Origin of the sequence: Fischerella sp. JS2 (genome assembly GCF_032393985.1) — a bacterium.
Taxonomy (GTDB): domain Bacteria; phylum Cyanobacteriota; class Cyanobacteriia; order Cyanobacteriales; family Nostocaceae; genus Fischerella.
On the sequence record NZ_CP135918.1, the window covers coordinates 3,255,546 to 3,277,594 of the forward strand.

Consider the following 22,049-nt stretch of genomic DNA (forward strand, 5'->3'; position numbering starts at 1 on the left):
CTGTGTTTATCTGTGTGCATCTGTGTTCGATTAAACATACAAAATTTTCAACACAGCTTAAATCCAGATCCAACGTAAATATATTCATTTTTCCCGCCAAGGATTAGTAACTTGATTAGGGATAAAAACTTGAGCAAACTTATCAAACACCATTGTGTATAATGATCTAGTAAGATTTTTCGCATATTGAGGTCTGTAAGCATAAGTACAATGAAGAACTTTAATTTCTTCTTCAATTTCGTAACAATCTTTCCACTTACTTAAATAGTTATAGGTGGGTGGCAGAACTTTTAAATTGGGACGCACAGTTTCAATAGCAGCAGCAAAAGCGCCTTGATCTCTTAATAACAAATTATCTTGATTATTTTGAATAATTTCAAAATACTTTTGAAATTCCTTAAAAAAGATTTTGATTTTATCATTTTTACGAAAAGCTATCAAGCCACTATTATATTGAATACTATTTTCTTGTAATGGTAGACCTACTGATTGTAAAATTTGTAAAACTTTTGATAAATTCTCTTGTTGATTACCTCGCAATAAGTTTGTAGCTTTACTAATAACAGGTTGTACATCTTCTGTTAATAACAAATCAAATTCATTTAAATACTCAAATACATCATTCAAATTAGTAAGTAAGCAAATATCCGAATCTAAAAAAATCGTTTTATCAAATTCTGAGAATGAATATAAAGCAACTTTTGCTAAACGTGATGCTAAAACAGTATTTTCATTAGCAGGTGCTGATTTTAAAATTACATTTTTAAAAGCTGTCAATAAAGGATAAAAAACTTTTGGAACCTGGTCTATCAAAATAATTATTGGTTCTTGATGAAACTTCCTGATAGCAGCCAAAAAATGAATGCAATCTTGAAATGAGTATAGACCTGTTAAAATAGTAATAAATCCTCTTGTTTCTTTCGACATTGTTTTTCCAAAATAGATAATATTTAGTAAGGGCTAAGGATTCGCACATAAGCAATATTTTGGTACAAATCTTGCCCTGCACAGTAGTTAGCTTTTGGCTATTAAGCATTCTATAAAATGCCAAAATAAAATGAGTGCAATTTACCAATTAACTAATTTTAACCGTCCTGTTTGTATATGGTCAAAAATACGATTAATTTGACGACGTCCTCCTTCATTTATTTCACCGTTATTAAGTACGGTAGATGTGAGTAATGCATGGTCTTGACGACTCATTTCTCCTGATGCAATAATTCGATTTACAATTGCCTCTACAGCTAATTCAGATTGATTGCCAAGAGTTTTGTAGATGGGGTTGTATTTAATCATCTTTTTCTCTGGTAGATGCAAATTTTCATGTCAATATTTGCTCTATCTTCTATTAATTAAAGAGAGCGATTATCAACATAAAAAACTATAGTGCTAAATAAAATAAAGCAAATGTTTTTTTGCTTTATCTAAAACTTCTTGGGTTTTGAACACGCAAAATAACCAAAATAAATCTAACTTCGTATTTGCTTTTCTACCCAGAGAAATTTTACTGATAAATTGATACCTTGTTTCTAGTTAAAAAACTAATTACCGTAAAAGTACGGTTGTCAGCTTTTATTTTTCAATAATTTTCAAGCTATAATCAGAGAAATATAAATCTTGTGCTGATCGCCTCAAACTTTTGCTAGGCATAGGATTGCTAGTGAATATTAATAACGATTTGTGAGGGAGGCACAGTTAATGCAAGTAATCCGTTTAGAGGCACTTTCAGACAATTACATTTTCCTTTTACACGATCGCCAACAAAATATCGCCGCCGTTGTCGATCCTGCCGAGGCAAAACCTGTTTTAACAAAACTTTACGAATTACAGGCAGAACTCGTAGCAATTTTTAATACACATCATCATTTAGATCACATCGGTGGAAATAAAGAATTGATACAAAGATTTCCACAAGTGAAAGTATATGGTGGAGCCGAAGACCGGGATAGAATTCCAGGACAACAGATGTTTTTGCAACCAGGCGATCGCGTTCAGTTTGCACACAGAGTTGGGGAAGTAATCTTTGTACCCGGACATACCCGCGCACATATCGCCTACTACTTTCCTCCCCAGCACCCAAACGATATAGGGGAATTGTTCTGCGGCGATACCCTCTTTGCGGGTGGATGCGGTCGCTTATTTGAAGGTACGCCCACACAGATGGTAGACTCCCTGAGTAAAATACGTTCTCTACCAGATTCCACGCGAGTGTGGTGCGCCCACGAATACACCTTAAAAAATTTACAATTTGCTCTCACCGTAGATGGTAACAACCCCGATTTACAAACTCGTTACGAACAAGTAAAAACCTCTCGCAGCAAAGGAGAAGCAACAGTTCCTTCACTGCTAGGAATCGAAAAACGCACAAATCCCTTTTTACGTTGGGAACAGCCAGCATTACAATTAGCAGCTAAAAGTCACGACCCCATACAAACCTTTGCACGTCTGCGAGGTATGAAGGATAGATTTTAGTCAATTGTCATTCTATCTGTACCCATCTGTGTGAATCTGTGTGCATCTGTGTTCGTCATTATTATTCCTCCTACCTCCCCACAATCTGAAAAAACTCGACCACTGATAAACACCGATGAACACCGATAACTTATCTGTGTGCCTCAAGCAAAATCATTAAATCTGTAGCGAGTTGGACTTTTTCGCAGCTATGGGTTGCGATCGCACCGTGCATTTCGCTAGGATCTGTAGGCTTATTGGCTATAAGCAAAAGCTTGTTGGGGATAAAGCTACACTATATTGTGAACTATCTTGCCCAAACCCCAAGAGATTGAGATTTTAAAGACAACAACAGAAAAAGAGAAACAATGGCGAAACGCGTACAGTTAGTTTTAACTCAGGATGTCAGCAAGTTGGGTAAATCCGGCGACTTAGTAGAAGTAGCTCCCGGCTATGCTCGTAATTATTTACTTCCCAAAAGTTTGGCAACCTTTGCCACTCCTGGTATTCTCAAGCAAGTAGAACGCCGTCGGGAAGTAGAACGCCAACGGCAATTAGAACTCAAACAACAAGCACAAGAGCAAAAAGCAACCTTGGAAAAAGCAGGAAGCTTCAGCATTGCTAAACAAGTTGGTGAAAAAGAAGCTATTTTTGGTACTGTCACCAGTCAAGATGTAGCCGATGTCATCCAACAAACCACCGGACTAGAAGTAGATCGGCGTGGCATTACCATACCCGATATTAGCAGGCTGGGTACTTATGAAGCAGAAATTAAGCTCCACAGTGAAGTAACTGCAAAAGTCAACATTGAAGTTGTAGCCAGCTAGAATTAGTGAACAGTTATCAGTTATCAGTTATCACTGGTAACTGCAAAACAAATCTGTGAACAAGTACTGCCAAATCTATATTTGTGGTGTGAAGACGTTGCATTGCAACGTCTTTATAGATTTAACATCTAAAAGAAATTTTGGACTATAAGGGAATATAGTCACATTAATCTAATATCTAAAATTTTATATGTCTATGTCTGAAGAACTTAATTTTCAAGGAATAGGCAATGATCGCCTACCTCCCCAAAATATTGAAGTGGAAGAAGCGATATTAGGAGGGATTTTGCTCGATCCAGAGGCGATTGGTAGAGTGAGCGATCGCTTAGTTCCAGAAGCATTTTATATTAGCGCTCATAAAGATATCTACCAAGCTGCAATTGTACTCAACAATCAAGGTAAACCTACAGATTTGCTCTCAGTCACAAGTTGGTTGGCTGACAACGACTTACTAAACCGTGTTGGGGGTAGAAATAAATTAGCAACACTTGTAGATCGCACAGTTTCAGCGATTAATATCGACGCCTTAGCCTCATTGGTAATGGAAAAATATATGCGGCGTCAGTTAATTAAAGCAGGTAATGAAATTGTGCAATTGGGTTATCAAACAGAAAGCGAATTACCCCAAATTCTCGATCAAGCAGAACAAAAAATCTTCGCCGTTACTCAAGAACGTCCCCAGTCTGGTTTAGTTCACATTTCTGATAGCTTAGTTAATGCTTTTGAAGAAATAGAAACTCGCCATCAAGGCGTAGCATTACCAGGTATTCCCTGTGGATTTTATGATTTAGATGCCATGACAAGCGGTTTTCAGCGTTCAGATTTAATCATTGTTGCTGGTAGACCGTCAATGGGAAAATGCCTCAGTTTTGATTCTGAAATTGCCTTAGCAGATGGACAAATTACAACTATTGAAGAATTGTATAAACAACGTCGTGGCTCGTTATTGACATTGAATGATAACTGGAAATTTAGCTTTACCCAACCATCAGCATTTGTAGATGATGGGATAAAACCTGTTTTCCGCGTGACAACTCGCTTGGGTAGAACAATTGACACAACAATTACCCATCCATTCTTAACTATTAAAGGCTGGCAAAGATTAGAAAATTTGCAAGTTGGTGATCAGATTGCTGTACCTCGCAAAATAGATATATTCGGCACAAAAACCATCCGCGAATGTGAAGTTAAGTTACTAGCTTATTTAATAGGTGATGGCGGTTTAACTAATAGCACTCCACGATTTACAAACAGTAATCCGTTACTGCAAGCAGACTTTTCCCAAGCGATTGCTGATTTTGGTGGTTTGACTGTGCGATGGGAAACTTCTCAAGGAAAACGCACACCATCACTTTGTGTTCGAGGAGATTTAGAATTTATTGCTATTCAAAGACAGCTGTTTGCTCAACGCTTAAAAACTTTAGTTCAGTCCCAAGGTTTATCTGCTAAACAATTAAGTCTTGAACTCGGTGTAAGTCCATCTTTATTCTGTATTTGGCAACAAGGACAATGTGTACCCAATTCTGAGACTTTTAAACAACTGTGTACACTTATAAAAATTGAACCAGAAGAATTTGCACCTTATGGATTTCCTAGCATCAGCAAGACTAGTCGAAATGCTCTCACAATTTGGTTAGAAAAATTAGATTTATGGGGTAAAGATGCTCATGCGAAAACAATACCACCAATTGTTTTTCAATTAGAGCGATCGCAATTAGCTTTATTTCTCAATCGTCTCTTTGCTACAGATGGATGGTCAGCATTACTTACCAGTGGTCAAGCACAGCTAGGCTATGCTACAGTCAGTGAGAAATTAGCAAGACAAATTCAACATCTTTTATTAAGGTTTGGTATTATTGCTAGGTTGAAAAAACGTGCTGTGAAATACAATAATACTCACAGAAAAGCTTGGCAATTAGATATCACTGATGCTTTATCAATCAAAACATTTATCTCGGAAATTGGGATTTTTGGCAAAGAAGCAGCGTTAGCAAAAGTTGCAGAGGCAATATCGCAAAAGAGATATCAAACTAACCGTGATTTAATCCCTGTAGAGATTTGGGAACATATAGCAGCAGCTAAAGGCAATGAATCTTGGAGTAGTTTAGCCAAGTGTGCTGGCATTCAAGGATATACAAATATGCATGTTGGCAAACGTGCTTTAAAAAGGGAGCGGCTCTGGATTTTAGCAACTGCTTTAGAAAATTTACAACTACAACAGTTGGCTACTAGTGATATATATTGGGATGAAATTGTTTCTATTGAATCAATAGGTTACAAGCAAGTCTATGACTTAACAATTCCCACAACACACAATTTTGTTGCTAATGATATCTGTGTTCACAACACAGCCTTCTGTTTGAACCTTGGTTATAATGTCGCCGCTTTATATAAACTACCAGTTGCGATTTTCAGTTTAGAAATGTCTAAAGAACAACTGGTACAGCGATTAATAGCTAGTGAAGCAGAAATAGAATCTGGTTATTTGCGGAGTGGACGTATTAGTCAAGCTCAATGGGAACCTCTCAGTCGTGCGATCGGCTTACTTTCAGAAATGCCAATTTTTATTGATGATACGCCCAATATTACAGTTACAGAAATGCGTTCTCAGGCGCGACGTTTGCAAGCCGAAGTCGGTTCAGAACTAGGATTAATTATTATAGATTACTTGCAATTAATGGAAGGAGCAGGCGACAATCGTGTACAAGAATTGTCGAGAATTACTCGTAGTATTAAAGGTTTGGCTCGGGAATTATCTGTACCAGTAATTGCCTTATCTCAGTTGAGTCGAGGAGTAGAAGCGCGTACAAACAAGCGTCCCATGATGTCTGATTTGAGAGAAAGCGGCTCAATTGAGCAAGATGCAGATTTAGTAATAATGTTATATAGGGATGAATATTATAATCCCGACACTCCTGATCGAGGGATTGCAGAAGTTAATATTACTAAGCATAGAAATGGTCCAACTGGAACTATTAAACTTTTATTTGACCCGCAATTTACAAAGTTTAAAAATTTAGCTAGACCAAATTATTAATAGTTAGTGGTTAGTAGTTTGTAGTTCGTAGTTAGTAAGTATTAGAAGTATTAATTCGTAGTTAGTATATGTGTATTTGTTTGGAATAGTTAGTAACTAAATAAATTAACCACTAACCACTAATGTACAGACGCGAGGAACATCGCGTCTCTATCCACTAACCACTAACCACTAACCACTAACAATTAACTAACTTTTAACAACTCCACATCAAAAATTAGAGTGGCGTTGGGAGGAATGACACCGCCAGCACCACGAGCGCCATAACCTAACTCTGGGGGGATGATTAACTGACGTCGTCCACCGACTTTCATCGTACTAAGTCCTTCATCCCAACCTTTGATCACTTGTCCTTGGCCAATCTTAAATTTGAAAGGTTGGTTGCGATCGCGTGAACTATCAAACTTCTTACCGTTTTCCAGTGTACCAGTGTAGTGAACTGTAACCGTTTGCCCTGGTTCAGGAGTCGCCCCAGTCCCCTCTTCTAACTCTACGTACTTTAACCCTGAAGGGGTGGTAACGACATTAGCATCATACATAGGATTGCTCGCAATCAGAGTATTGTTTTCAACAACAGTAGTGGGTGCTGGTGTATTGTCTGTGATTTGGACAGCGATCGCAGACTCTTGCTTACCACTGCCAATTTGCGCTACCACCAAAACCACAACACAAATCAGCATGAAACCCACGCTGAGTAAAATCGCTTTCAAAATTAACCCTCCCTACTTAAGCTGGTTTTAAAATTTAGCATAACCAGTAGGATAAAACTCAGTGTAAATCAGAAAGCGCACCGAAATGGAATACTAGATTTTAGATTTTGGTTTAAAAAATTGTTAATTGTACAATTAACCATTAGCCGTTAGCGCCAGAGTTTATTTTCTAAATCTCGTACCTGACGCTCCAATCGGTCAATTCTACCGCGCAATTCATCCACTTCTGACTGACGTGCAACGCCTAAGTCTTGCATCATATTCCGCATTTGCCGTTGCATGTTAGTTTCCCAGTTGCCCTGTTCAGACTTTAACTGGTTTACCATATCATCCATTACTGCTTTAGCTTGCTCAGGATCGAGTTTGCCATCCTTGACTAACTGATCACTCACTTGTTTCATTTTCTCTGCTACCAAGGATGTTGTACCAATACCAAGCATCAATAACTGCTGCATCCAGTTGTTGCTGTCCATACCAAATCCCTATTAATCTTTTCTTTATCCAATCAGAAACAATAACCTTACTTTTGCATCTAGCCAGAAACCAATGCCGCAAGGATAATTACTCTAGACTATAGCTCTATTGTGACAAACGTACACGGGGATTAAAAGGAGTGATTATCGAACTACTCCGGGTGAAAGTACCACCTGAACATCGGGAACAATACATCCAAAAGGATGCCGAAATTTGGACAGCAGCACTTGCTCGTTATCCTGGTTTCCTTGGTAAAGAAGTTTGGATTAATCCTCATGATACTGGAGAGATTATTTTAGTAGTGCAGTGGGCAACAAGGGAGGAATGGAAAGCGATTCCCCAAGCTGAACTTGATGCTATAGACCAAAAATTTAATCAAGAATTAGGATTTGAGTCTGAGATAGTAGAGTTTTATGAGTACCAGGTACGGAAATTTCCTAGAAAGAGTGATTGAGGTTTGAGCATTGTGCTATGTTGTTGGCCGCAGCGTTACCGAAATTGCTCTGAATTACTGCTTTCCTACTAGCTTTTTCAATTATCGGCTATCAACCTCATCCCCACGAAGATTTAACGATTCCTAATAGAAGCAAGGTAATCAAAAGTCAAATAAATAACAAAAGAACGTCTTCAAAGCAAGGGTCATGATAAAGTTGTGAACTGAGACTTAATTTTAAGGGATAAGATCCCCGACTTCTCTAAGAAGTCGGGGATATGCTTTCTTTGACTTTTTTATCAACGTCGTCAAAATGCGATCGCGTCTCATCAAAATATATTATTGGATTGTCGATCAGGAATTCAAACCACAACAAAAAATCAATGAATGACGAACACAGATGAACACCGATGTAGACGCCCCTAAGGGCGGCTTCCTGTAGGGTACACAGATAAATCATCCGTGTGCATCTGTGTTCATCGGTGTTCGCTTTCCCAAAAATTATTATCTTTAACCAATTTCAAATATGGAAATTACCTGCGATTTTGAATCCTGCCCAATAATAGGGATGACTATAAACTTTTGTATCTGCCGCCATTTGACTAGCTCTATACAGTTCCGATGCTAAATGGGTTTTTGTTCTTAATCCCTCTGAAGGCATTTGCTTTAACAAATCTTCATACCATTGTGTCAGTTCAGCAGCAGTTAATTCCTTCAGCCATAGAATGGCTTCACATAAAGCGAGAGCAGGTGATATATTTTGCTTGATTCGTTGGTAAAACTCTATCATTACCAAAGTACTAGCTGGTGATTCTACAGTCCAGAGATTACTAACAATATGAGGAATTCTCGCATTCAGCAGAAAGTTGAATAAATCACTAAATTCAGTTGTTATATTTTGGGGACAAGCTGTTGTCGTTTCGATATTGCATAAGGTAACTAGTTTGTAGTTTGCCAGTTGATGAATATCAAGTTCTGCTAGAGTGATTGTCTCTTGATTTGCTAATACTAATTCTGAAGCGTACGGCTGGCTATAATTAGGAATTATCTGCCCAAAAAAATGAAATATATTGTAATCTTTGAGTAGTGAATTGCTGACAAACTCTTTAGTAGTTCGTGCTTCTTGAATACATTGAGAATGAGTAAATATTTGACTAATTACTTCAGCTTCCACCTTTGTAAATTTGAGTTTTGAGGAACCTGTAGCTTGTTCAACATATAACAGCAGCTTTTCATCTGTTTTTTCTATGGGTTTTGAATTTAAAGATAAACCTATCTGAACGCTTGGCAAGTAGGTAATTGTGAAACGAGAGGACACATTTAAGGATTCTTCCTCACTCGCAGAGTAGAGATAGAAAAGTGCATGAAGAGGTAATTTGTGCAAGTCGCGGTGGGGAATCAAAATCAATTGGTTAATGTCTTCAAGTTCTTGCACAATTGCAGAAATATTTAGAATTTTTTTGAGTTGCAGCAGTTTGCGTTCAATGTCTGAGTCCCAAGCATACTTGTTTCTGTTTTGTTCTTCTTCACCGAGACTAGAATATTCTTGATATTGTTGATGCCATTGTTCTATCCAATCTTCAAATGCACTTAAACGTACGACTGCTTCCGGTACAGGCAACTCATCAATTGAGGCAAAATTAAGTATTGGTGTAAAAATAGGGATAGGTTCAGGAGATTTGTATTTAATTACAAAAGTGCGTAATGTACACGGGCTAATATGCCAGTAAATTATTGCTGTTTTGGGATTAAGTAGTTGGTGAATTTCGCTATAACTGGGTGAGAAAATTTGCTCAGACCAACCAGAAAATAGCCAAGTAAAACAAGCATTTTTGCTGTACTCAGCAATTTCCCAACCTTGTGCTAACTCTCCAAATTGTATTGCTATATCAACAGCTAACTGCCATAAACCTACAAATTTTAAAGCCAGTTGCTTTTTATCTTCGCTGCTGCGAGTCGGTTCTTCTAACAGAGTTTGCAATAAATCGGTAGCACGTTTTTGGTATTGGTGGGCTGGTTTTGTTTCTCCCAAAACAACTAAAGTTTTGATGAGATTTTGCAGAGTCTCTAAATGCAACAAAGGAAAGGCTACGGCTGTGAGGGTAGTCAGTGCATTTTCGTAAGCAGCAACAGCTTCTAACCAATAATGACGGGGTACAGGATGTCTTTTACCTCGATCATAATGAGCATTACCAATTGCTAAATGTAATCTACCCCAACCTTCAGGGTGAGTGTTTGGGTTAAGATATTTTAAGCCCTCTTGATAACTTGCCAATTTTCCCTCATAGCCACGTTCGTTGAGGGTATGATTATCGGCTGCAATGCTACTAGACACAGGCGATCGCCATTCTACCATAATTGCATTTCCAGCAGCGCTACCCCGACCTAGCCAAGCTTCCCAGTAATCAGGTTTAATTTTTAAAGTGCCATCATAAGAGATAATCGCTTCTTCATATTGCCCCAAATAAAATTGGGCTACACCCCGGTTGTACCAAGCAAGATAAAAGTCGCTTTGGATTTCTATAGCTTTATCGTAAGAGGTGATCGCTTCTTCCCGACGTCCTAAATTGTCCAACGCCACACCCCGGTTAAACCAAGTTAAATAAAAATTAGGATTAATCGCTATGGCTTTATCCCACGAGGCGATCGCTTCTTCCCAATTTCCCAAACTTGCTAAGATAACGCCTCGATCAATCCATGCTTCGTCGAAGTTGGGTTGAATTTGTGTAGATCGATCATAGGCGGCGATCGCCTCTTGGATGTTGCCTAATTTTTCCTTCACACCAGCTAATCCATACCAAGCTTGGTAACATTCAGGGTTAATTTGAATTGCTTGATGATAATTGGCGATCGCTTCTTCCCAGTTACCGATGTTAAATAATGCGACTCCTCGCTTATACCAAGCCAAATCAAACTCTGGATAATACTCAAGGGCTTGATCGTAACAGGCGATCGCATCATAATTTTGTCCGGCTTGTGCTAAAGCAGTCCCCCGGAAATACCAGATTTCTGGATCGTGGGGTTGGAGTTGTAATGAAGCATCAAAACTAGCAATAGCTTCAGATAACTGTCCTAACTTTAGCTGTACTAGCCCTCGTCCAGACCAAGCTTCTTGATAGTCGTTTTTCAAATTTAAAGCTTCATCAAATGAGGCGATCGCTTCGGTAAAATTCCCTAACTCACTTAGGGCTGCGCCTCTGTTGTACAAGCCTTTGTAAAAATCGGGTTTTATCCCAATCGCCCGATCATAAGAGGCGATCGCTTCTGTGAAATTTCCTAAATAAAATAGCGTTAAACCCCGGTTAAACCAATATTCATAAGCATCGGGATTTAATTCTACGCTCTTATTGTAATATGTCAAAGCTCCTGCCAAATCACCTATTTTAGCCTGTTGTAAACCTTCGTAAAACCATGCCTCTGCTTGGACACTGTTACCTTTTGATTCATCGCTAAGTGCTTCAATAATCGCGTGAGTATCGGTGGTTTGAATTCCTAACCCTACAGCTAATTGTTGTACTAAATTAGTACTTTGCTCTAACCTCAGTAATAGATCATCAAGGGAAGTTTCTACAATTGGTGGAGAATTTTTCCAAGTTTCGTCCAATGCTGTGGCTGCAAGACTCTCTCTGATCCAACTTTCTTCTTCATATTCTTGCCAAGCAGTATCCTCTTTTACTACATCTAAGGGTGGAACAAAATGATTCAGTGTTTTACTTACTACACTATCTTCTTGGTACTCCCATAAAAGTTCCCCAAGATTGCGTATCAGATCTATCCCTGGAGTTGCCGATACAGGTGTGGGTATAGTATTTTCCTCATGCTGATTTGGCAGATTTGAGGTTAATTCTGCTTGTGGTAAAGGAACAGGGTGAGGTGTCGACTCTGGGGTTTCAAAATCTATGGCTAAATCTTCTGCGTCAGTTTGCCAATATTCTCCGCCTAAATTCCGTGTTAACAGGCGTATGCCAATATCATAGGCAAGGTCTCCGACTATTCCAATCCTCAATTCACCTAATTGCACCATCCTTTCTGCCAGGTGATTATTTGGTGCAGGTGAAGATAGTAATTTTTCGCCAAAGTTTAACAGCCACTCTATCCAGCGATCTGTACTAATACGATGTTCCATCCGTTGCAGATACTTGATTGCCCAGTGCTGTCCTCGTGCTTGATATACGCCTTCTAGCAGTTGGGTGAACAAAAATTCCAGATCCGCATTCGTCAGTTCTGGTAGCTGCTGTTCCACCTGATACCCCGCCATAGCCTTGCTATAAGCAGTCTGCTTTCTGCCATAGGGGGACTTCCATAACCTTTTTAGCCAATGTACTAGCCACTTGAGCATTTCAGGGACTCTTGGATGCTTTTCATATAGATTTTAGCGATCGATGTTTAAAAAAACTCATCTATTACGTAAAAACTCGTTATATTTTGCACATAGAAAAATGCTAAATTTATCACCAGATATCTCACTAATTCTACAGTAAGACACTGGTCTAAAATTTATAACGATTATCTCAGTGATGGTCAAGTGCATAGTATACATAATTTGACACTCTCTCTAAAAAATGGCTGTGGTGGTGTAAGGGTGTAGGGGTGATAGCTTAAGTTACGATTAGCTAACTAGAACCAGGCTTTTAACCTGTTAAAATTTACATCTTGCAAGAGTTGCAACAGCCAGGAGGTTCAGCCTCCAAACCCTTGTTACTAGGTTCAACCTGGTAACATTAACAAGAGCCTCTGGCTCTTGTTGATCTTGGTGCAAGACTTCTATGAGCAGAGTTCACAATAAAGAAATTAAAGTTTCTTTTTATTCCTTCTGTCTTTCAAGACAGTTAGCAGAACTTATGGCTGTAAACTAAAGTTCACAGCTTGATGCAAGATATAAGGTATCAGACTATTCATAGTTGACGTTGTGTTACCTTAGTATTACCTGCAAAACTAAACTCTTGAAAAATTGAGAGGAAATCATTATCGTAGTCCAAAAACAATTAATTAACTCCCAAATCAAGTCACCTCAAGTCTTGTTGATTGATCATGAGAATAACAATCGTGGTCTTGTTGACACCCGTGAAGCTCTAGAGTTAGCCCAGAGTGTGGATCTTGACCTAGTTGTAGTCTCCCAAGACAAAGATACTCCTGTGGCAAAGATTCTCAACTATGGTAAGCTTCAGTATCAAAAGAAAAAACGTCAAAGCCAGAGTGCTAGACCCACGGTCAAGGAAGTACGATTCCGTCCCAATGTGGGTATGGCTGACTACAATTTACGCATTAATCAAGCAACTCAGTGGTTGAGTAAAGGTGATTCTGTAAAATTTGCTATTCGTTTACGAGGTCGAGAACATCAATATCGTGATCAAGCTGGAAAATTACTAGACCGTATTGTCAATGATCTCACTTCAGTGGGTAAAGTCCAGTCGCTAGATAAGCGTTCACTAATTCTTCAGGTCATTCCTGCCTAAATTTATCTTTTAACAATCTCGTTAGAAAGATCCCTCAATGAAAAAATTGAAGTGAAAGAGGGTCTAATAATATTGAATGAGCCAGACACCCACTCCACAAATCAAAAATTTTTCTAGTGGAATGGGTTTCTGGCTCGTTATCATTTAGATGATCAAACTGATAACTGATGACTAATGACTGATAAATGTTAAAGCCAATCTCGATAAGCTGAGATTTCATTAACACTAATTTCAAAAGGCTTCCCTTTACCAAAGGGAGGATAGACGCGAATGTTCGCATTATTATTAAATTTTTCTAGCTTACTTCCTAGTTGGGGAATATTATTGACGATATGCCAGTAAGTAACTATATCTGGGCAGTCAATTACTAATTTCAGATTACCGTCTTTGGTCGTGAGGTACCACTGACAACTAGATAATAATACTTGAGTGATGCGATCGCACGCTTGAAAAAAGCACGCACCAATTGACTGTTCTAGTTCCAGATACAGCATTCTATCCTGTGGCGTCACCTTGTTGGGTGGCATGTCATCTGGAGGCAAGAAGGGTTTTTTCATGATATTAGCCCTTGATTCAAAATTTGTTAGTAGTTATGGCTAGTAGTTAGTAGTGAATTTTTTCCCACTAACCACTAACAACTAACCACTAACCCTTTTCAGACATAACTTCGCACTTCTTGGTTGTAGCGGGTTAAACTTTCGAGATTTTTTTGCAAATCAAAAGCTGAGGGTTTGAGTGCTAGCGCATCTATATTTAATTCATCCTGAAATCTTTTGATTTTGTCGCGACAAGTTGCTACGTCACCAATAATTGAATTCTCAATCAGGTAGTCTTCTTCAAAACAAATATTGTGACGATTAAAAGGCTTTTGATGTTGGTTGCCGTGATTTTGATTTTGCATCACAACAGCAGCATTGGCTTGCATTTTTTGACTAAATTTGCGGATAAAAGGTAAAGCCTTACTTACTGCCTGATCATAGGTTTTACCAACAAAAAAGAAGCGTGCCAACATCAGTTTCTCAGATCCACTAGAATTTAATGCCCGATATTTGGCAACAGTGGTTTTCAATCTCTCTAGGGAAAAGGGTGGCCCCCCCATTAAACCAAAAGCATGTTTGGCGGCAAAGCCTATCCCCTCGTCATCACCACTGGCAATATACACAGGTATCTGTTTCTGCAAAGGTTTGGGGTAAATTGTGATGCGATCGCAATGATAGTAATTTCCCTGAAATGATACATCTGTTTCGTACAAAAGTTTGTGAATTAATGTCATCGCCTCTAAGGCTTTGGCACGAGATTCACCCATAGATGTGGCAAAATGCCTATTGTGTTCAGGGAAAGGCCCGCCTTTGGCTATGCCAAAAGCTAGTCGTCCACCACTGAGGTGATCGAGTGTGGCGATGTCTTCCGCTACCCTGATAGGGTTGTGAAATGCCAATAATACAGCCGCCGAACCTAAGCGAATTTTGGAAGTCACCCCCGCTAGGTGTGCCATCAATACTAAGATTGAGGGACTGAGATTGAATTCGTTAAAGTGATGTTCTGTTACCCAAGCTTCATCAAAACCTAAGTTTTCGCAGTGTTTTACCATCGCAACTTGTTCAGTAATAGCGCGATGGGCATCTTGATGATAGTTTTCGTAATTGCAGAAAATTCCAGTTCTCATTGCGATCGCTATTATTCAGACATTGCTACCCAATGCAAATCTAACCACAAGCGCGGATCTGCTTGCTTGATTTTCGACATGGGATCACGTAACAGTCGCGAAGCATTCAGGAAGACTACCTGAACTAATCCCATGTTCTCTGCTAAATCTCGCAGTAATTCTTTGTGGACTTGCACACGGGGCATCATTTCACCAGAACAATAAATCCCTATGTAGCGCAAACGTTTCGGAGGTCGTCCCCAATAATTGGTAATGACTTTGACATAACAGTCATCTAACAATTCTCCGACTTTGGGGTAATATTTTTTGACGATCCTCACATATTCTTTGGATAAAATATCTTCTCTAATCATGACAAAACCTATTGCAATCAGGCAAGAGGCATAATTAGGAATGAAGGATGAAATTTAATATTTTTTGCTTCATTCTTCATATGCTTTTAACTGGTTAATCAATTTAGCAACCATGCACTATTTTTTAGGATTTATCACATTATTAATATAGCATAATTTAGTCATATTTACATGACTAAATCATCGAATAAATACTAATTTTTGTAATATTTATGATTAAAACATAATTCTATTTTTTAATTAAGAGACTATTTATAAATTAGATTATAGGGTGCATTAGGCTGAAATCATAACGCACCATTTTATGTGCGGTATGTTGGCACTTACAGCATATTCTTCGTAAAAAATGTTATTAAAATAAGTGTCTAACACACCCTACAGTTATTTTGTTTTTACTACCTATTTATCAACAATTCATCATCAAATAAAAGTTTGTAGTGAGATTATCAAACATCACTACAAACATAACAACACACAAGCAATGTATAAAATTTTTATTTTTATTTATACCTGTTAACGAAAATTACGCTCTGACACTAAGACTTCAGCTACCAAACTTGGTAATTCTGCCAGATCAGTATATCCTTCTAAACCACGGATTGGAGAGATAAATGTATAGTCTGGATCACATTCTCCAGTGTCATAAACTTGCATGTACCACCGATCAGGAAATCCCTCTACAGCTATTTCTACAATGTACCAACTCATGCCAATCAGACGAGAATTAACAATAACAAACCACTCTCTATTTGCTTCTAAAACGTTCCACTCAGCCATAAGAAACTCTAAAGCGATTTGTCCTGCATCAGTTGCAGTTAATAACATCTTTACTCCTTATTTGGAACTTCAGGAATTTCAGGATATAACCCTAACTGCTTAGATAATTCACGGGCAACATGAATCAAAAACTTTGCTCCATCGTCATTGCCTTGATGTGCAAATACAGCTGCAACTTGTAACATTGTTTGTATTAAACCAGCATCAAGTAATTCTGGCTGAGATTCCAAAACTTCTGGTTCCTGACCATTAGGACAGCTAAGTAACTGATCAATCAAATCAAAGTATAGATTTTGGCGTTCTTCTGTCATTGTCATAAATTTATGATGTATTCCTTATTGCTCAATACTTTCCTGCCATAGTCTTTCCAACATTTCCACTTGTTGTTGAAAAATAGCAGCCCGATAAACTAGATACCTGTCATATAAAAAAAAGAATATTCCCAGAACTATAGGGAATAACAAAAAGAACCATTTCAGTAAATCAACAACTTTATATAGTTGAGTATAAGTGAGCAAAATATGTAGAAAATTGGTATCAAATATTTTGATGTTATCTGGATCTTGAGCAACATTTTGACATTCTTGCTCAGGAGTTAACAAATCAGTATTTTGGCTACCAATAATACGAAATACACCTGTTTGCATTTGTTCTACTTTACAAGTTAAATGCTGTATTTCGACTAGCTGCATATGTTGTTCCCAAACCACACTCAATACTACTAGCTCAGGTGAAAGCACTATCAAAGTCAGTAAGCAAACTATAAAAAACTTAGACATTTGTAGTCTCATTTTGGCTCTCCCTTGCTAGGTAGTATGCACCCCGTGAGACAGTATCTTTTTGTCTGAATTGACCCTGTGTAGTAATTAAGGTATGAACACCCAAAAGTTAAGCCCAATCAGTTATCAGTTATCAGTGAATATACAAATGTGAAAACTGATAATCCAAAGAAAGTAACCATTAACTATTGTTTAACAAGTCGAATTTTTACAAGAGAACTTACACATTTAAAGCCACTCATATCTTAGTTCATCTGCTTTACAGTTGTGAGGGCTTAAGAAGTCCCCCCTTTGCAGGGGGGGTAGAGGGGAATCTCTGCGTAAATCCTATAAGTTTTATAGCAGCTGCCTTCGCCGAGAAGAGTTGTTTGCAGTCGGATCAAGATTATTAAATTAATTAAGTTTGTACTCAAAGCTAATAATTGCCATTTAATCAGTATTTAAAAATTTTTTTGGGGTATGGGTGCTAGTATTTTGAGGCATAGGGACTCGCATTTTCAAGATAGGGTACTGGCATTGATGTACTCAGTCAGCAAATTTTAGAAGTCAAAGTCTAACGTCAAAAGTCAAAAGAATAAATTAGAATTTCACTTCTGTAAATAGTACTCATCTCCAAATTCTTGAAAATTTTGCCAAAATTTAGTAAGAGAAAAGTCAGAATTTTAATAAATAATAGCTAAGTAAATATATACTCAATGAACATCAAAAAGCTAAAAACATCATATAATATTATTTTTAATTATTTTCACAGGAAAATTTTAAACTATCATTAAAAACTACAGAAATCAAATAAATTCACTTCTAATATTGTTGGTTGTTGATTGCTTAGTACTCCTCACACTCTACCCTTACCTTAAACCTATGAGCGCATGGCAGATGACGCCACGTGCTTTATGCCGGGAAAGGAGTCCACCGCACTGCCTCGTCTACACACTCCTCACACTCCCCACACTCCCCACACTCCCCATCACTCCACCTCCCCCATTCCCCAATAAGGAGTTTTATTCATGCGAATTGCTCGTGATGTGACTGAATTAATAGGACACACGCCATTAGTTCATCTGAATAAAATTCCCCAATCAGAGAGATGCGTGGGCAGAATTGTTATTAAGCTAGAAGGAATGAATCCGGCTGCTTCCGTAAAAGATCGGATTGCTGTAAGTATGATTACAGCAGCAGAAACTGCTGGATTCATTGAACCAGGAAAAAGTATTTTAGTAGAACCAACATCCGGGAATACGGGAATTGGATTAGCGATGGTGGCGGCGGCGCGTAGTTATCGTTTGATTTTGACTATGCCCGAAACCATGAGTATGGAAAGACGGGCAATGTTAAAAGCTTATGGTGCAACTGTGGAAATAACACCAGGAACAGAAGGAATGCGGGGAGCAATTTGCAAAGCCGAAGAAATTGTGGTGAACACTCCCAATGCTTACCTGCTGCAACAGTTCCGCAACCCAGCTAACCCCAAAATTCACCGCGAAACCACTGCTGAAGAAATTTGGACAGACACAGATGGACAAGTAGACATTGTCGTCGCTGGGGTGGGTACTGGTGGAACAATTACTGGTATCGCTGAAGTGATTAAAGCACGTAAACCGAGTTTTCAAGCGATCGCAGTTGAACCCAAAAATAGCCCTGTAATTTCTGGTGGACAACCAGGATCACATAAAATTCAAGGTATTGGGGCAGGATTTATCCCTGAAGTTCTCCGTACAGACTTAATAGATGAAGTGATCGCAGTTAGTGATGAACAAGCGATCGCATTTGGGCGACGTTTAGCAAGGGAAGAAGGTTTATTATCAGGTATATCTTCGGGTGCAAATTTGTGTGCAGCGATACAAGTAGCTAAACGATGGGAGAATGCAGAAAAGTTGATTGTGGTGATTCAGCCTTCCTTTGGAGAACGTTATTTGAGTACACCGATGTTTCAGAATTGGTAATTGGGGATTACTTAACCCTCTTTCAAGAAGCAAGGCAGAAGGCACCAGGGCAGAAGGAAAGAGGATTTTACAACAAGAACTGTTGAAAGACCAAGATCGTACTTTTACCAACTTATTTGGTATAAAGAAAGGCTCAAAAATTCTTTCCAATATTTCCGGTGCAATACCACATCCTGTATCTGAAACGGCGATCGCAATGTAAGGCCCCACTTTTGCCTCAAGATTCATCTGGGTGTAAAGATACGTAAAGCTAAAAAAAGAAACTTAATGGCAATTGGCAGAGTGCAATGCTGAACGTCACCCACTGCGGTAGTCTAGATGAAGTGAATTTATCTCTGCCCTTTGACATAATTGGTTTATGACATCAGTGGTTTCCAGTCCGAGCCGTACAATCCGCATTGGTTCTCGTAAAAGCCAACTTGCTCTGATTCAAACTTATTGGGTACAAGAACAACTACAAAAAAGCTTTCCCGATATTACTTTTGAAGTCCACACTATGGCCACCCACGGCGACAAAATCTTGGATGTGGCATTAGCCAAGATAGGTGATAAAGGACTGTTTACCAAAGAACTCGAACTGGGAATGATCAATCAGGAGATTGACTTTGCTGTTCATTCTCTTAAGGATTTGCCAACTCGCTTACCAGAGGGTTTAGTTCTAGCAGCAATTACAGAACGGGAAAATCCTGCCGATGCGCTTGTGGTGCATGAAAAGCATAAAGACAAGCAAATTGACACTCTGCCAGCAGGGGCGGTGATTGGTACATCTTCTCTGCGTCGCCTAGCACAGTTACGCCATCGCTATCCCCATTTCACATTTAAAGATGTGCGTGGTAACTTGAACACACGCATGGCCAAGCTAGATGCTGGTGAGTACGATGCTTTGATTTTGGCGGTAGCTGGATTGCAGCGTTTAGGAATGGGCGATCGCATTCATCAAGTTCTCCCCAAAGAAGTTTCTCTACATGCTGTCGGTCAAGGTGCATTGGGTATTGAATGCCGTGCTGAAGATACAGAATTGATATCCCTGCTCAAAGCCATTGAACATCCCGAAACACGCGATCGCTGTGTGGCTGAACGCGCTTTTTTGCGGGAACTAGAAGGCGGTTGCCAAGTACCAATCGGTGTAAACACTGAAATTAACGATAACAATTTGACCTTAACAGGAATCGTCGCCAGTGTCGATGGTCAAAAAGTGGTCAAAGACATCATTTCTGGTGAAACCAAAGACGCAGAACAGCTAGGCACACAACTAGCCAAGCGAATGCGGGGACAAGGAGCGCAGGAAATATTGGATCAAATCTTTGCTGAAATCCAGCGTGGTTCTTAAATCAGTGAACAGTTATCAGTTATCAGTTAGCAGTGAAAGTTACATCTAAATGTAAATTCACACTGCAAAATAGCATCGTTTTTGGATAGACGACCACCAAATTATGACTAAAATGCACACAAATAACCTATTTATGTGTATCTGTGTTTATCGGTGTCCATTGGTGGTCGATTTTTCAAACATAAAACTTGTTGTGTTTTGAATCCAGATTAGACATGAGTTAAAAACCTAATAACTGATAACTGATAACTGTTATTGTGATGATATTAAGAAAAATTGCAGTTGCTAACCAGGTCTACCAGAATTGACCAGGTGTTTAGCAAAGTAAATTTTAACACGTAGGCAAATTCGGGGAAGCAAAAATTACCATGCGGATTCTATTTGTTGCAGCAGAGGCAGCTCCGGTTGCAAAAGTTGGCGGAATGGGTGATGTAGTCGGGGCGCTACCTAAAGTCCTGAGAAAAATGGGACATGATGTGCGAATTCTCCTGCCTTATTACGGCTTTCTGCCAGACAAAATGGAGATTCCCAAAGACCCCATTTGGCACGGATATGCCATGTTCCAGGACTTTTTAGTGTACGAAAGTGTTCTCCCGGGTACTGATGTACCACTGTATCTCTTTGGACACCCAGCTTTTTGGCCCCGTCGTATCTATTCTGGAGAAGATGAAGACTGGCGGTTTACTTTGTTTGCCAATGGTGCTGCTGAGTTTTGCTGGAATTACTGGAAGCCAGATATTGTTCATTGTCACGACTGGCACACAGGCATGATCCCTGTTTGGATGCACCAGTCTCCTGATATCACCAGTGTGTTTACAATTCATAATCTGGCATATCAAGGGCCGTGGCGTTGGTATTTGGAGAAAATTACCTGGTGTCCCTGGTATATGCAAGGACACAATACAATGGCTGCTGCGGTGCAATATGCCGACAGGGTGACAACTGTTTCCCCGACCTATGCTGAACAAATCAAAACGCCTGCCTACGGTGAGACTTTAGAAGGTTTAATGTCTTTCATCAGTGGGAAATTATCTGGGATTGTCAATGGTATTGATACTGAAGTTTACGATCCAGCAACTGACAAATACATTGCTCAAAATTTTACCAACGACACCCTCGAGAAGCGCAAAGCCAATAAAGTTGCTTTGCAAGAAGAAGTAGGGTTAGAAGTTAACTCTAGTGCCTTTTTATTGGGGATGGTGACACGCCTAGTAGAACAAAAAGGCATTGATTTGGTGTTGAATATTCTGGATCGGTTTATGTCTTATACCGATGCTCAGTTTATTATATTGGGTACAGGCGATCGGTACTACGAAAGCCAATTGTGGCAGATGGCATCCCGCTTCCCCGGGCGGATGAAAACTTATTTACTTTATAATGATGCCCTAGCTCGTCGTATCTATGCTGGTTCTGATGCTTTCTTAATGCCTAGCCGTTTTGAACCCTGCGGTATTAGCCAAATGATGGCTTTACGCTACGGTTCTGTACCCATTGTCCGCCGTACTGGAGGATTAGTGGACACTGTATCGCACCATGTACCTATGCATCATAGTGGTACTGGTTATTGTTTTGACCGTTACGAGCCGTTGGATTTATATACCTGTATGGTTCGTGCTTGGGAAGGCTTTCAATACAAAGATTACTGGCAAGATTTACAAAAACGTGGCATGAGCCAGGACTTTAGTTGGTATCGCTCAGCTAAGCAGTATGAGAAGCTGTATCGGTCGATACTTGGCTTGCCGGAAGAAGAGGAACAAAAAGAACTACAAACGGAACAACCTAATTTAGTTTTGAAATCTTAAGCTAAAAATAC

Annotated in this window: 20 protein-coding genes and 1 pseudogene; 8 read left to right on the top strand and 13 right to left on the bottom strand. The window is 39.1% G+C overall.

Features of this window, described 5'->3' with window-relative positions; genetic code table 11:
• Nucleotides 1-84: 84 nt before the first annotated feature.
• Complete coding sequence (locus tag RS893_RS13685; protein WP_315791643.1) at nucleotides 85-927, bottom strand: hypothetical protein; 843 nt, start codon at nucleotides 925-927, stop codon at nucleotides 85-87.
• A 141-nt stretch (nucleotides 928-1,068) separates the two neighbouring features.
• Nucleotides 1,069-1,296, bottom strand: coding sequence for a hypothetical protein (locus RS893_RS13690; RefSeq protein ID WP_315791644.1), 228 nt, complete (start codon nucleotides 1,294-1,296; stop codon nucleotides 1,069-1,071).
• 402 nt (nucleotides 1,297-1,698) lie between these two features.
• On the opposite strand from RS893_RS13690, the gene gloB reads away from it, so the two are divergent.
• From gloB to dnaB, 3 genes are all read left to right on the top strand, one after another.
• On the top strand, nucleotides 1,699-2,472 hold the full coding sequence (gene gloB / locus RS893_RS13695) for a hydroxyacylglutathione hydrolase (protein WP_315791645.1): 774 nt from the start codon (nucleotides 1,699-1,701) through the stop codon (nucleotides 2,470-2,472).
• A 347-nt stretch (nucleotides 2,473-2,819) separates the two neighbouring features.
• Nucleotides 2,820-3,278: a 50S ribosomal protein L9 gene (gene rplI / locus RS893_RS13700; RefSeq protein ID WP_315791646.1), complete on the top strand. Its 459-nt coding sequence runs from the start codon at nucleotides 2,820-2,822 to the stop codon at nucleotides 3,276-3,278.
• 196 nt (nucleotides 3,279-3,474) lie between these two features.
• Complete coding sequence (gene dnaB, locus RS893_RS13705; RefSeq protein ID WP_315791966.1) at nucleotides 3,475-6,315, top strand: replicative DNA helicase; 2,841 nt, start codon at nucleotides 3,475-3,477, stop codon at nucleotides 6,313-6,315.
• 185 nt (nucleotides 6,316-6,500) lie between these two features.
• Here the strand turns inward: dnaB and RS893_RS13710 are convergent, their stop codons facing one another.
• Nucleotides 6,501-7,025 (bottom strand): FKBP-type peptidyl-prolyl cis-trans isomerase, encoded by a 525-nt coding sequence (locus tag RS893_RS13710; protein ID WP_315791647.1) that lies wholly within the window; start codon nucleotides 7,023-7,025, stop codon nucleotides 6,501-6,503.
• Nucleotides 7,026-7,174: 149 nt separating this feature from the next.
• The gene (locus RS893_RS13715; RefSeq protein ID WP_315791648.1) at nucleotides 7,175-7,498 is read right to left on the bottom strand and encodes a phasin family protein; all 324 of its coding nucleotides are present in this window, start codon (nucleotides 7,496-7,498) and stop codon (nucleotides 7,175-7,177) included.
• A 140-nt stretch (nucleotides 7,499-7,638) separates the two neighbouring features.
• On the opposite strand from RS893_RS13715, the gene RS893_RS13720 reads away from it, so the two are divergent.
• Nucleotides 7,639-7,953: a TIGR03792 family protein gene (locus RS893_RS13720; RefSeq protein ID WP_315791649.1), complete on the top strand. Its 315-nt coding sequence runs from the start codon at nucleotides 7,639-7,641 to the stop codon at nucleotides 7,951-7,953.
• Nucleotides 7,954-8,194: 241 nt separating this feature from the next.
• On the opposite strand, the gene RS893_RS13725 is transcribed toward RS893_RS13720, so the two are convergent.
• A complete protein-coding gene (locus RS893_RS13725; RefSeq protein ID WP_315791650.1) occupies nucleotides 8,195-8,392 on the bottom strand; it encodes a hypothetical protein in 198 nt (65 codons plus the stop codon).
• Between the two features lie 60 nt (nucleotides 8,393-8,452).
• Nucleotides 8,453-12,271 carry a tetratricopeptide repeat protein gene (locus tag RS893_RS13730; RefSeq protein WP_315791651.1) on the bottom strand — a complete coding sequence of 1,273 codons (3,819 nt, stop codon included), beginning with the start codon at nucleotides 12,269-12,271 and terminating at the stop codon, nucleotides 8,453-8,455.
• Between the two features lie 649 nt (nucleotides 12,272-12,920).
• On the opposite strand from RS893_RS13730, the gene infC reads away from it, so the two are divergent.
• On the top strand, nucleotides 12,921-13,388 hold the full coding sequence (gene infC, locus RS893_RS13735) for a translation initiation factor IF-3 (protein WP_315791967.1): 468 nt from the start codon (nucleotides 12,921-12,923) through the stop codon (nucleotides 13,386-13,388).
• Between the two features lie 188 nt (nucleotides 13,389-13,576).
• Here the strand turns inward: infC and RS893_RS13740 are convergent, their stop codons facing one another.
• The 6 genes from RS893_RS13740 to RS893_RS13765 form a co-directional block, all read right to left on the bottom strand.
• Nucleotides 13,577-13,945: a hypothetical protein gene (locus RS893_RS13740; RefSeq protein WP_315791652.1), complete on the bottom strand. Its 369-nt coding sequence runs from the start codon at nucleotides 13,943-13,945 to the stop codon at nucleotides 13,577-13,579.
• Between the two features lie 98 nt (nucleotides 13,946-14,043).
• Nucleotides 14,044-15,054, bottom strand: coding sequence for an LLM class flavin-dependent oxidoreductase (locus RS893_RS13745; RefSeq protein ID WP_315791653.1), 1,011 nt, complete (start codon nucleotides 15,052-15,054; stop codon nucleotides 14,044-14,046).
• Nucleotides 15,055-15,065: 11 nt separating this feature from the next.
• Nucleotides 15,066-15,407 (bottom strand): hypothetical protein, encoded by a 342-nt coding sequence (locus RS893_RS13750; RefSeq protein ID WP_315791654.1) that lies wholly within the window; start codon nucleotides 15,405-15,407, stop codon nucleotides 15,066-15,068.
• 513 nt (nucleotides 15,408-15,920) lie between these two features.
• Entirely contained in the window at nucleotides 15,921-16,232 is a 312-nt protein-coding gene (locus RS893_RS13755; RefSeq protein WP_315791655.1) for a hypothetical protein, read from the bottom strand.
• A 2-nt stretch (nucleotides 16,233-16,234) separates the two neighbouring features.
• Nucleotides 16,235-16,501 (bottom strand): hypothetical protein, encoded by a 267-nt coding sequence (locus RS893_RS13760; protein WP_016868834.1) that lies wholly within the window; start codon nucleotides 16,499-16,501, stop codon nucleotides 16,235-16,237.
• A gap of 18 nt (nucleotides 16,502-16,519) precedes the next feature.
• Nucleotides 16,520-16,975: a hypothetical protein gene (locus tag RS893_RS13765; protein WP_315791656.1), complete on the bottom strand. Its 456-nt coding sequence runs from the start codon at nucleotides 16,973-16,975 to the stop codon at nucleotides 16,520-16,522.
• A 995-nt stretch (nucleotides 16,976-17,970) separates the two neighbouring features.
• Between RS893_RS13765 and cysK the strand changes: the two genes are divergently transcribed.
• A complete protein-coding gene (cysK, locus tag RS893_RS13770; protein ID WP_315791657.1) occupies nucleotides 17,971-18,906 on the top strand; it encodes a cysteine synthase A in 936 nt (311 codons plus the stop codon).
• 62 nt (nucleotides 18,907-18,968) lie between these two features.
• Here the strand turns inward: cysK and RS893_RS30300 are convergent.
• Nucleotides 18,969-19,143 (bottom strand): annotated as a pseudogene (locus RS893_RS30300) (ATP-binding protein); the annotation flags it as partial.
• Nucleotides 19,144-19,264: 121 nt separating this feature from the next.
• Between RS893_RS30300 and hemC the strand changes: the two are divergent.
• Together hemC and glgA are read left to right on the top strand one after the other, a co-directional pair.
• A complete protein-coding gene (gene hemC, locus RS893_RS13775; RefSeq protein WP_315791658.1) occupies nucleotides 19,265-20,236 on the top strand; it encodes a hydroxymethylbilane synthase in 972 nt (323 codons plus the stop codon).
• Nucleotides 20,237-20,604: 368 nt separating this feature from the next.
• Entirely contained in the window at nucleotides 20,605-22,038 is a 1,434-nt protein-coding gene (glgA, locus tag RS893_RS13780; RefSeq protein ID WP_315791659.1) for a glycogen synthase GlgA, read from the top strand.
• The last annotated feature ends 11 nt before the right edge of the window (nucleotides 22,039-22,049 follow it).

What these genes read in the sequence shown, in the direction of transcription:
- RS893_RS13685 (WP_315791643.1), bottom strand. Translation starts at nt 927, where the DNA reads ATGTCGAAAGAAACAAGAGGATTTATTACTATTTTAACAGGTCTATAC.
- RS893_RS13690 (WP_315791644.1), bottom strand. Translation starts at nt 1,296, where the DNA reads ATGATTAAATACAACCCCATCTACAAAACTCTTGGCAATCAATCTGAA.
- gloB (WP_315791645.1), top strand. Translation starts at nt 1,699, where the DNA reads ATGCAAGTAATCCGTTTAGAGGCACTTTCAGACAATTACATTTTCCTT.
- rplI (WP_315791646.1), top strand. Translation starts at nt 2,820, where the DNA reads ATGGCGAAACGCGTACAGTTAGTTTTAACTCAGGATGTCAGCAAGTTG.
- dnaB (WP_315791966.1), top strand. Translation starts at nt 3,475, where the DNA reads ATGTCTGAAGAACTTAATTTTCAAGGAATAGGCAATGATCGCCTACCT.
- RS893_RS13715 (WP_315791648.1), bottom strand. Translation starts at nt 7,498, where the DNA reads ATGGACAGCAACAACTGGATGCAGCAGTTATTGATGCTTGGTATTGGT.
- RS893_RS13725 (WP_315791650.1), bottom strand. Translation starts at nt 8,392, where the DNA reads ATGATTTATCTGTGTACCCTACAGGAAGCCGCCCTTAGGGGCGTCTAC.
- RS893_RS13730 (WP_315791651.1), bottom strand. Translation starts at nt 12,271, where the DNA reads ATGCTCAAGTGGCTAGTACATTGGCTAAAAAGGTTATGGAAGTCCCCC.
- RS893_RS13740 (WP_315791652.1), bottom strand. Translation starts at nt 13,945, where the DNA reads ATGAAAAAACCCTTCTTGCCTCCAGATGACATGCCACCCAACAAGGTG.
- RS893_RS13745 (WP_315791653.1), bottom strand. Translation starts at nt 15,054, where the DNA reads ATGAGAACTGGAATTTTCTGCAATTACGAAAACTATCATCAAGATGCC.
- RS893_RS13750 (WP_315791654.1), bottom strand. Translation starts at nt 15,407, where the DNA reads ATGATTAGAGAAGATATTTTATCCAAAGAATATGTGAGGATCGTCAAA.
- RS893_RS13755 (WP_315791655.1), bottom strand. Translation starts at nt 16,232, where the DNA reads ATGTTATTAACTGCAACTGATGCAGGACAAATCGCTTTAGAGTTTCTT.
- RS893_RS13760 (WP_016868834.1), bottom strand. Translation starts at nt 16,501, where the DNA reads ATGACAATGACAGAAGAACGCCAAAATCTATACTTTGATTTGATTGAT.
- RS893_RS13765 (WP_315791656.1), bottom strand. Translation starts at nt 16,975, where the DNA reads ATGAGACTACAAATGTCTAAGTTTTTTATAGTTTGCTTACTGACTTTG.
- cysK (WP_315791657.1), top strand. Translation starts at nt 17,971, where the DNA reads ATGCGAATTGCTCGTGATGTGACTGAATTAATAGGACACACGCCATTA.
- hemC (WP_315791658.1), top strand. Translation starts at nt 19,265, where the DNA reads ATGACATCAGTGGTTTCCAGTCCGAGCCGTACAATCCGCATTGGTTCT.
- glgA (WP_315791659.1), top strand. Translation starts at nt 20,605, where the DNA reads ATGCGGATTCTATTTGTTGCAGCAGAGGCAGCTCCGGTTGCAAAAGTT.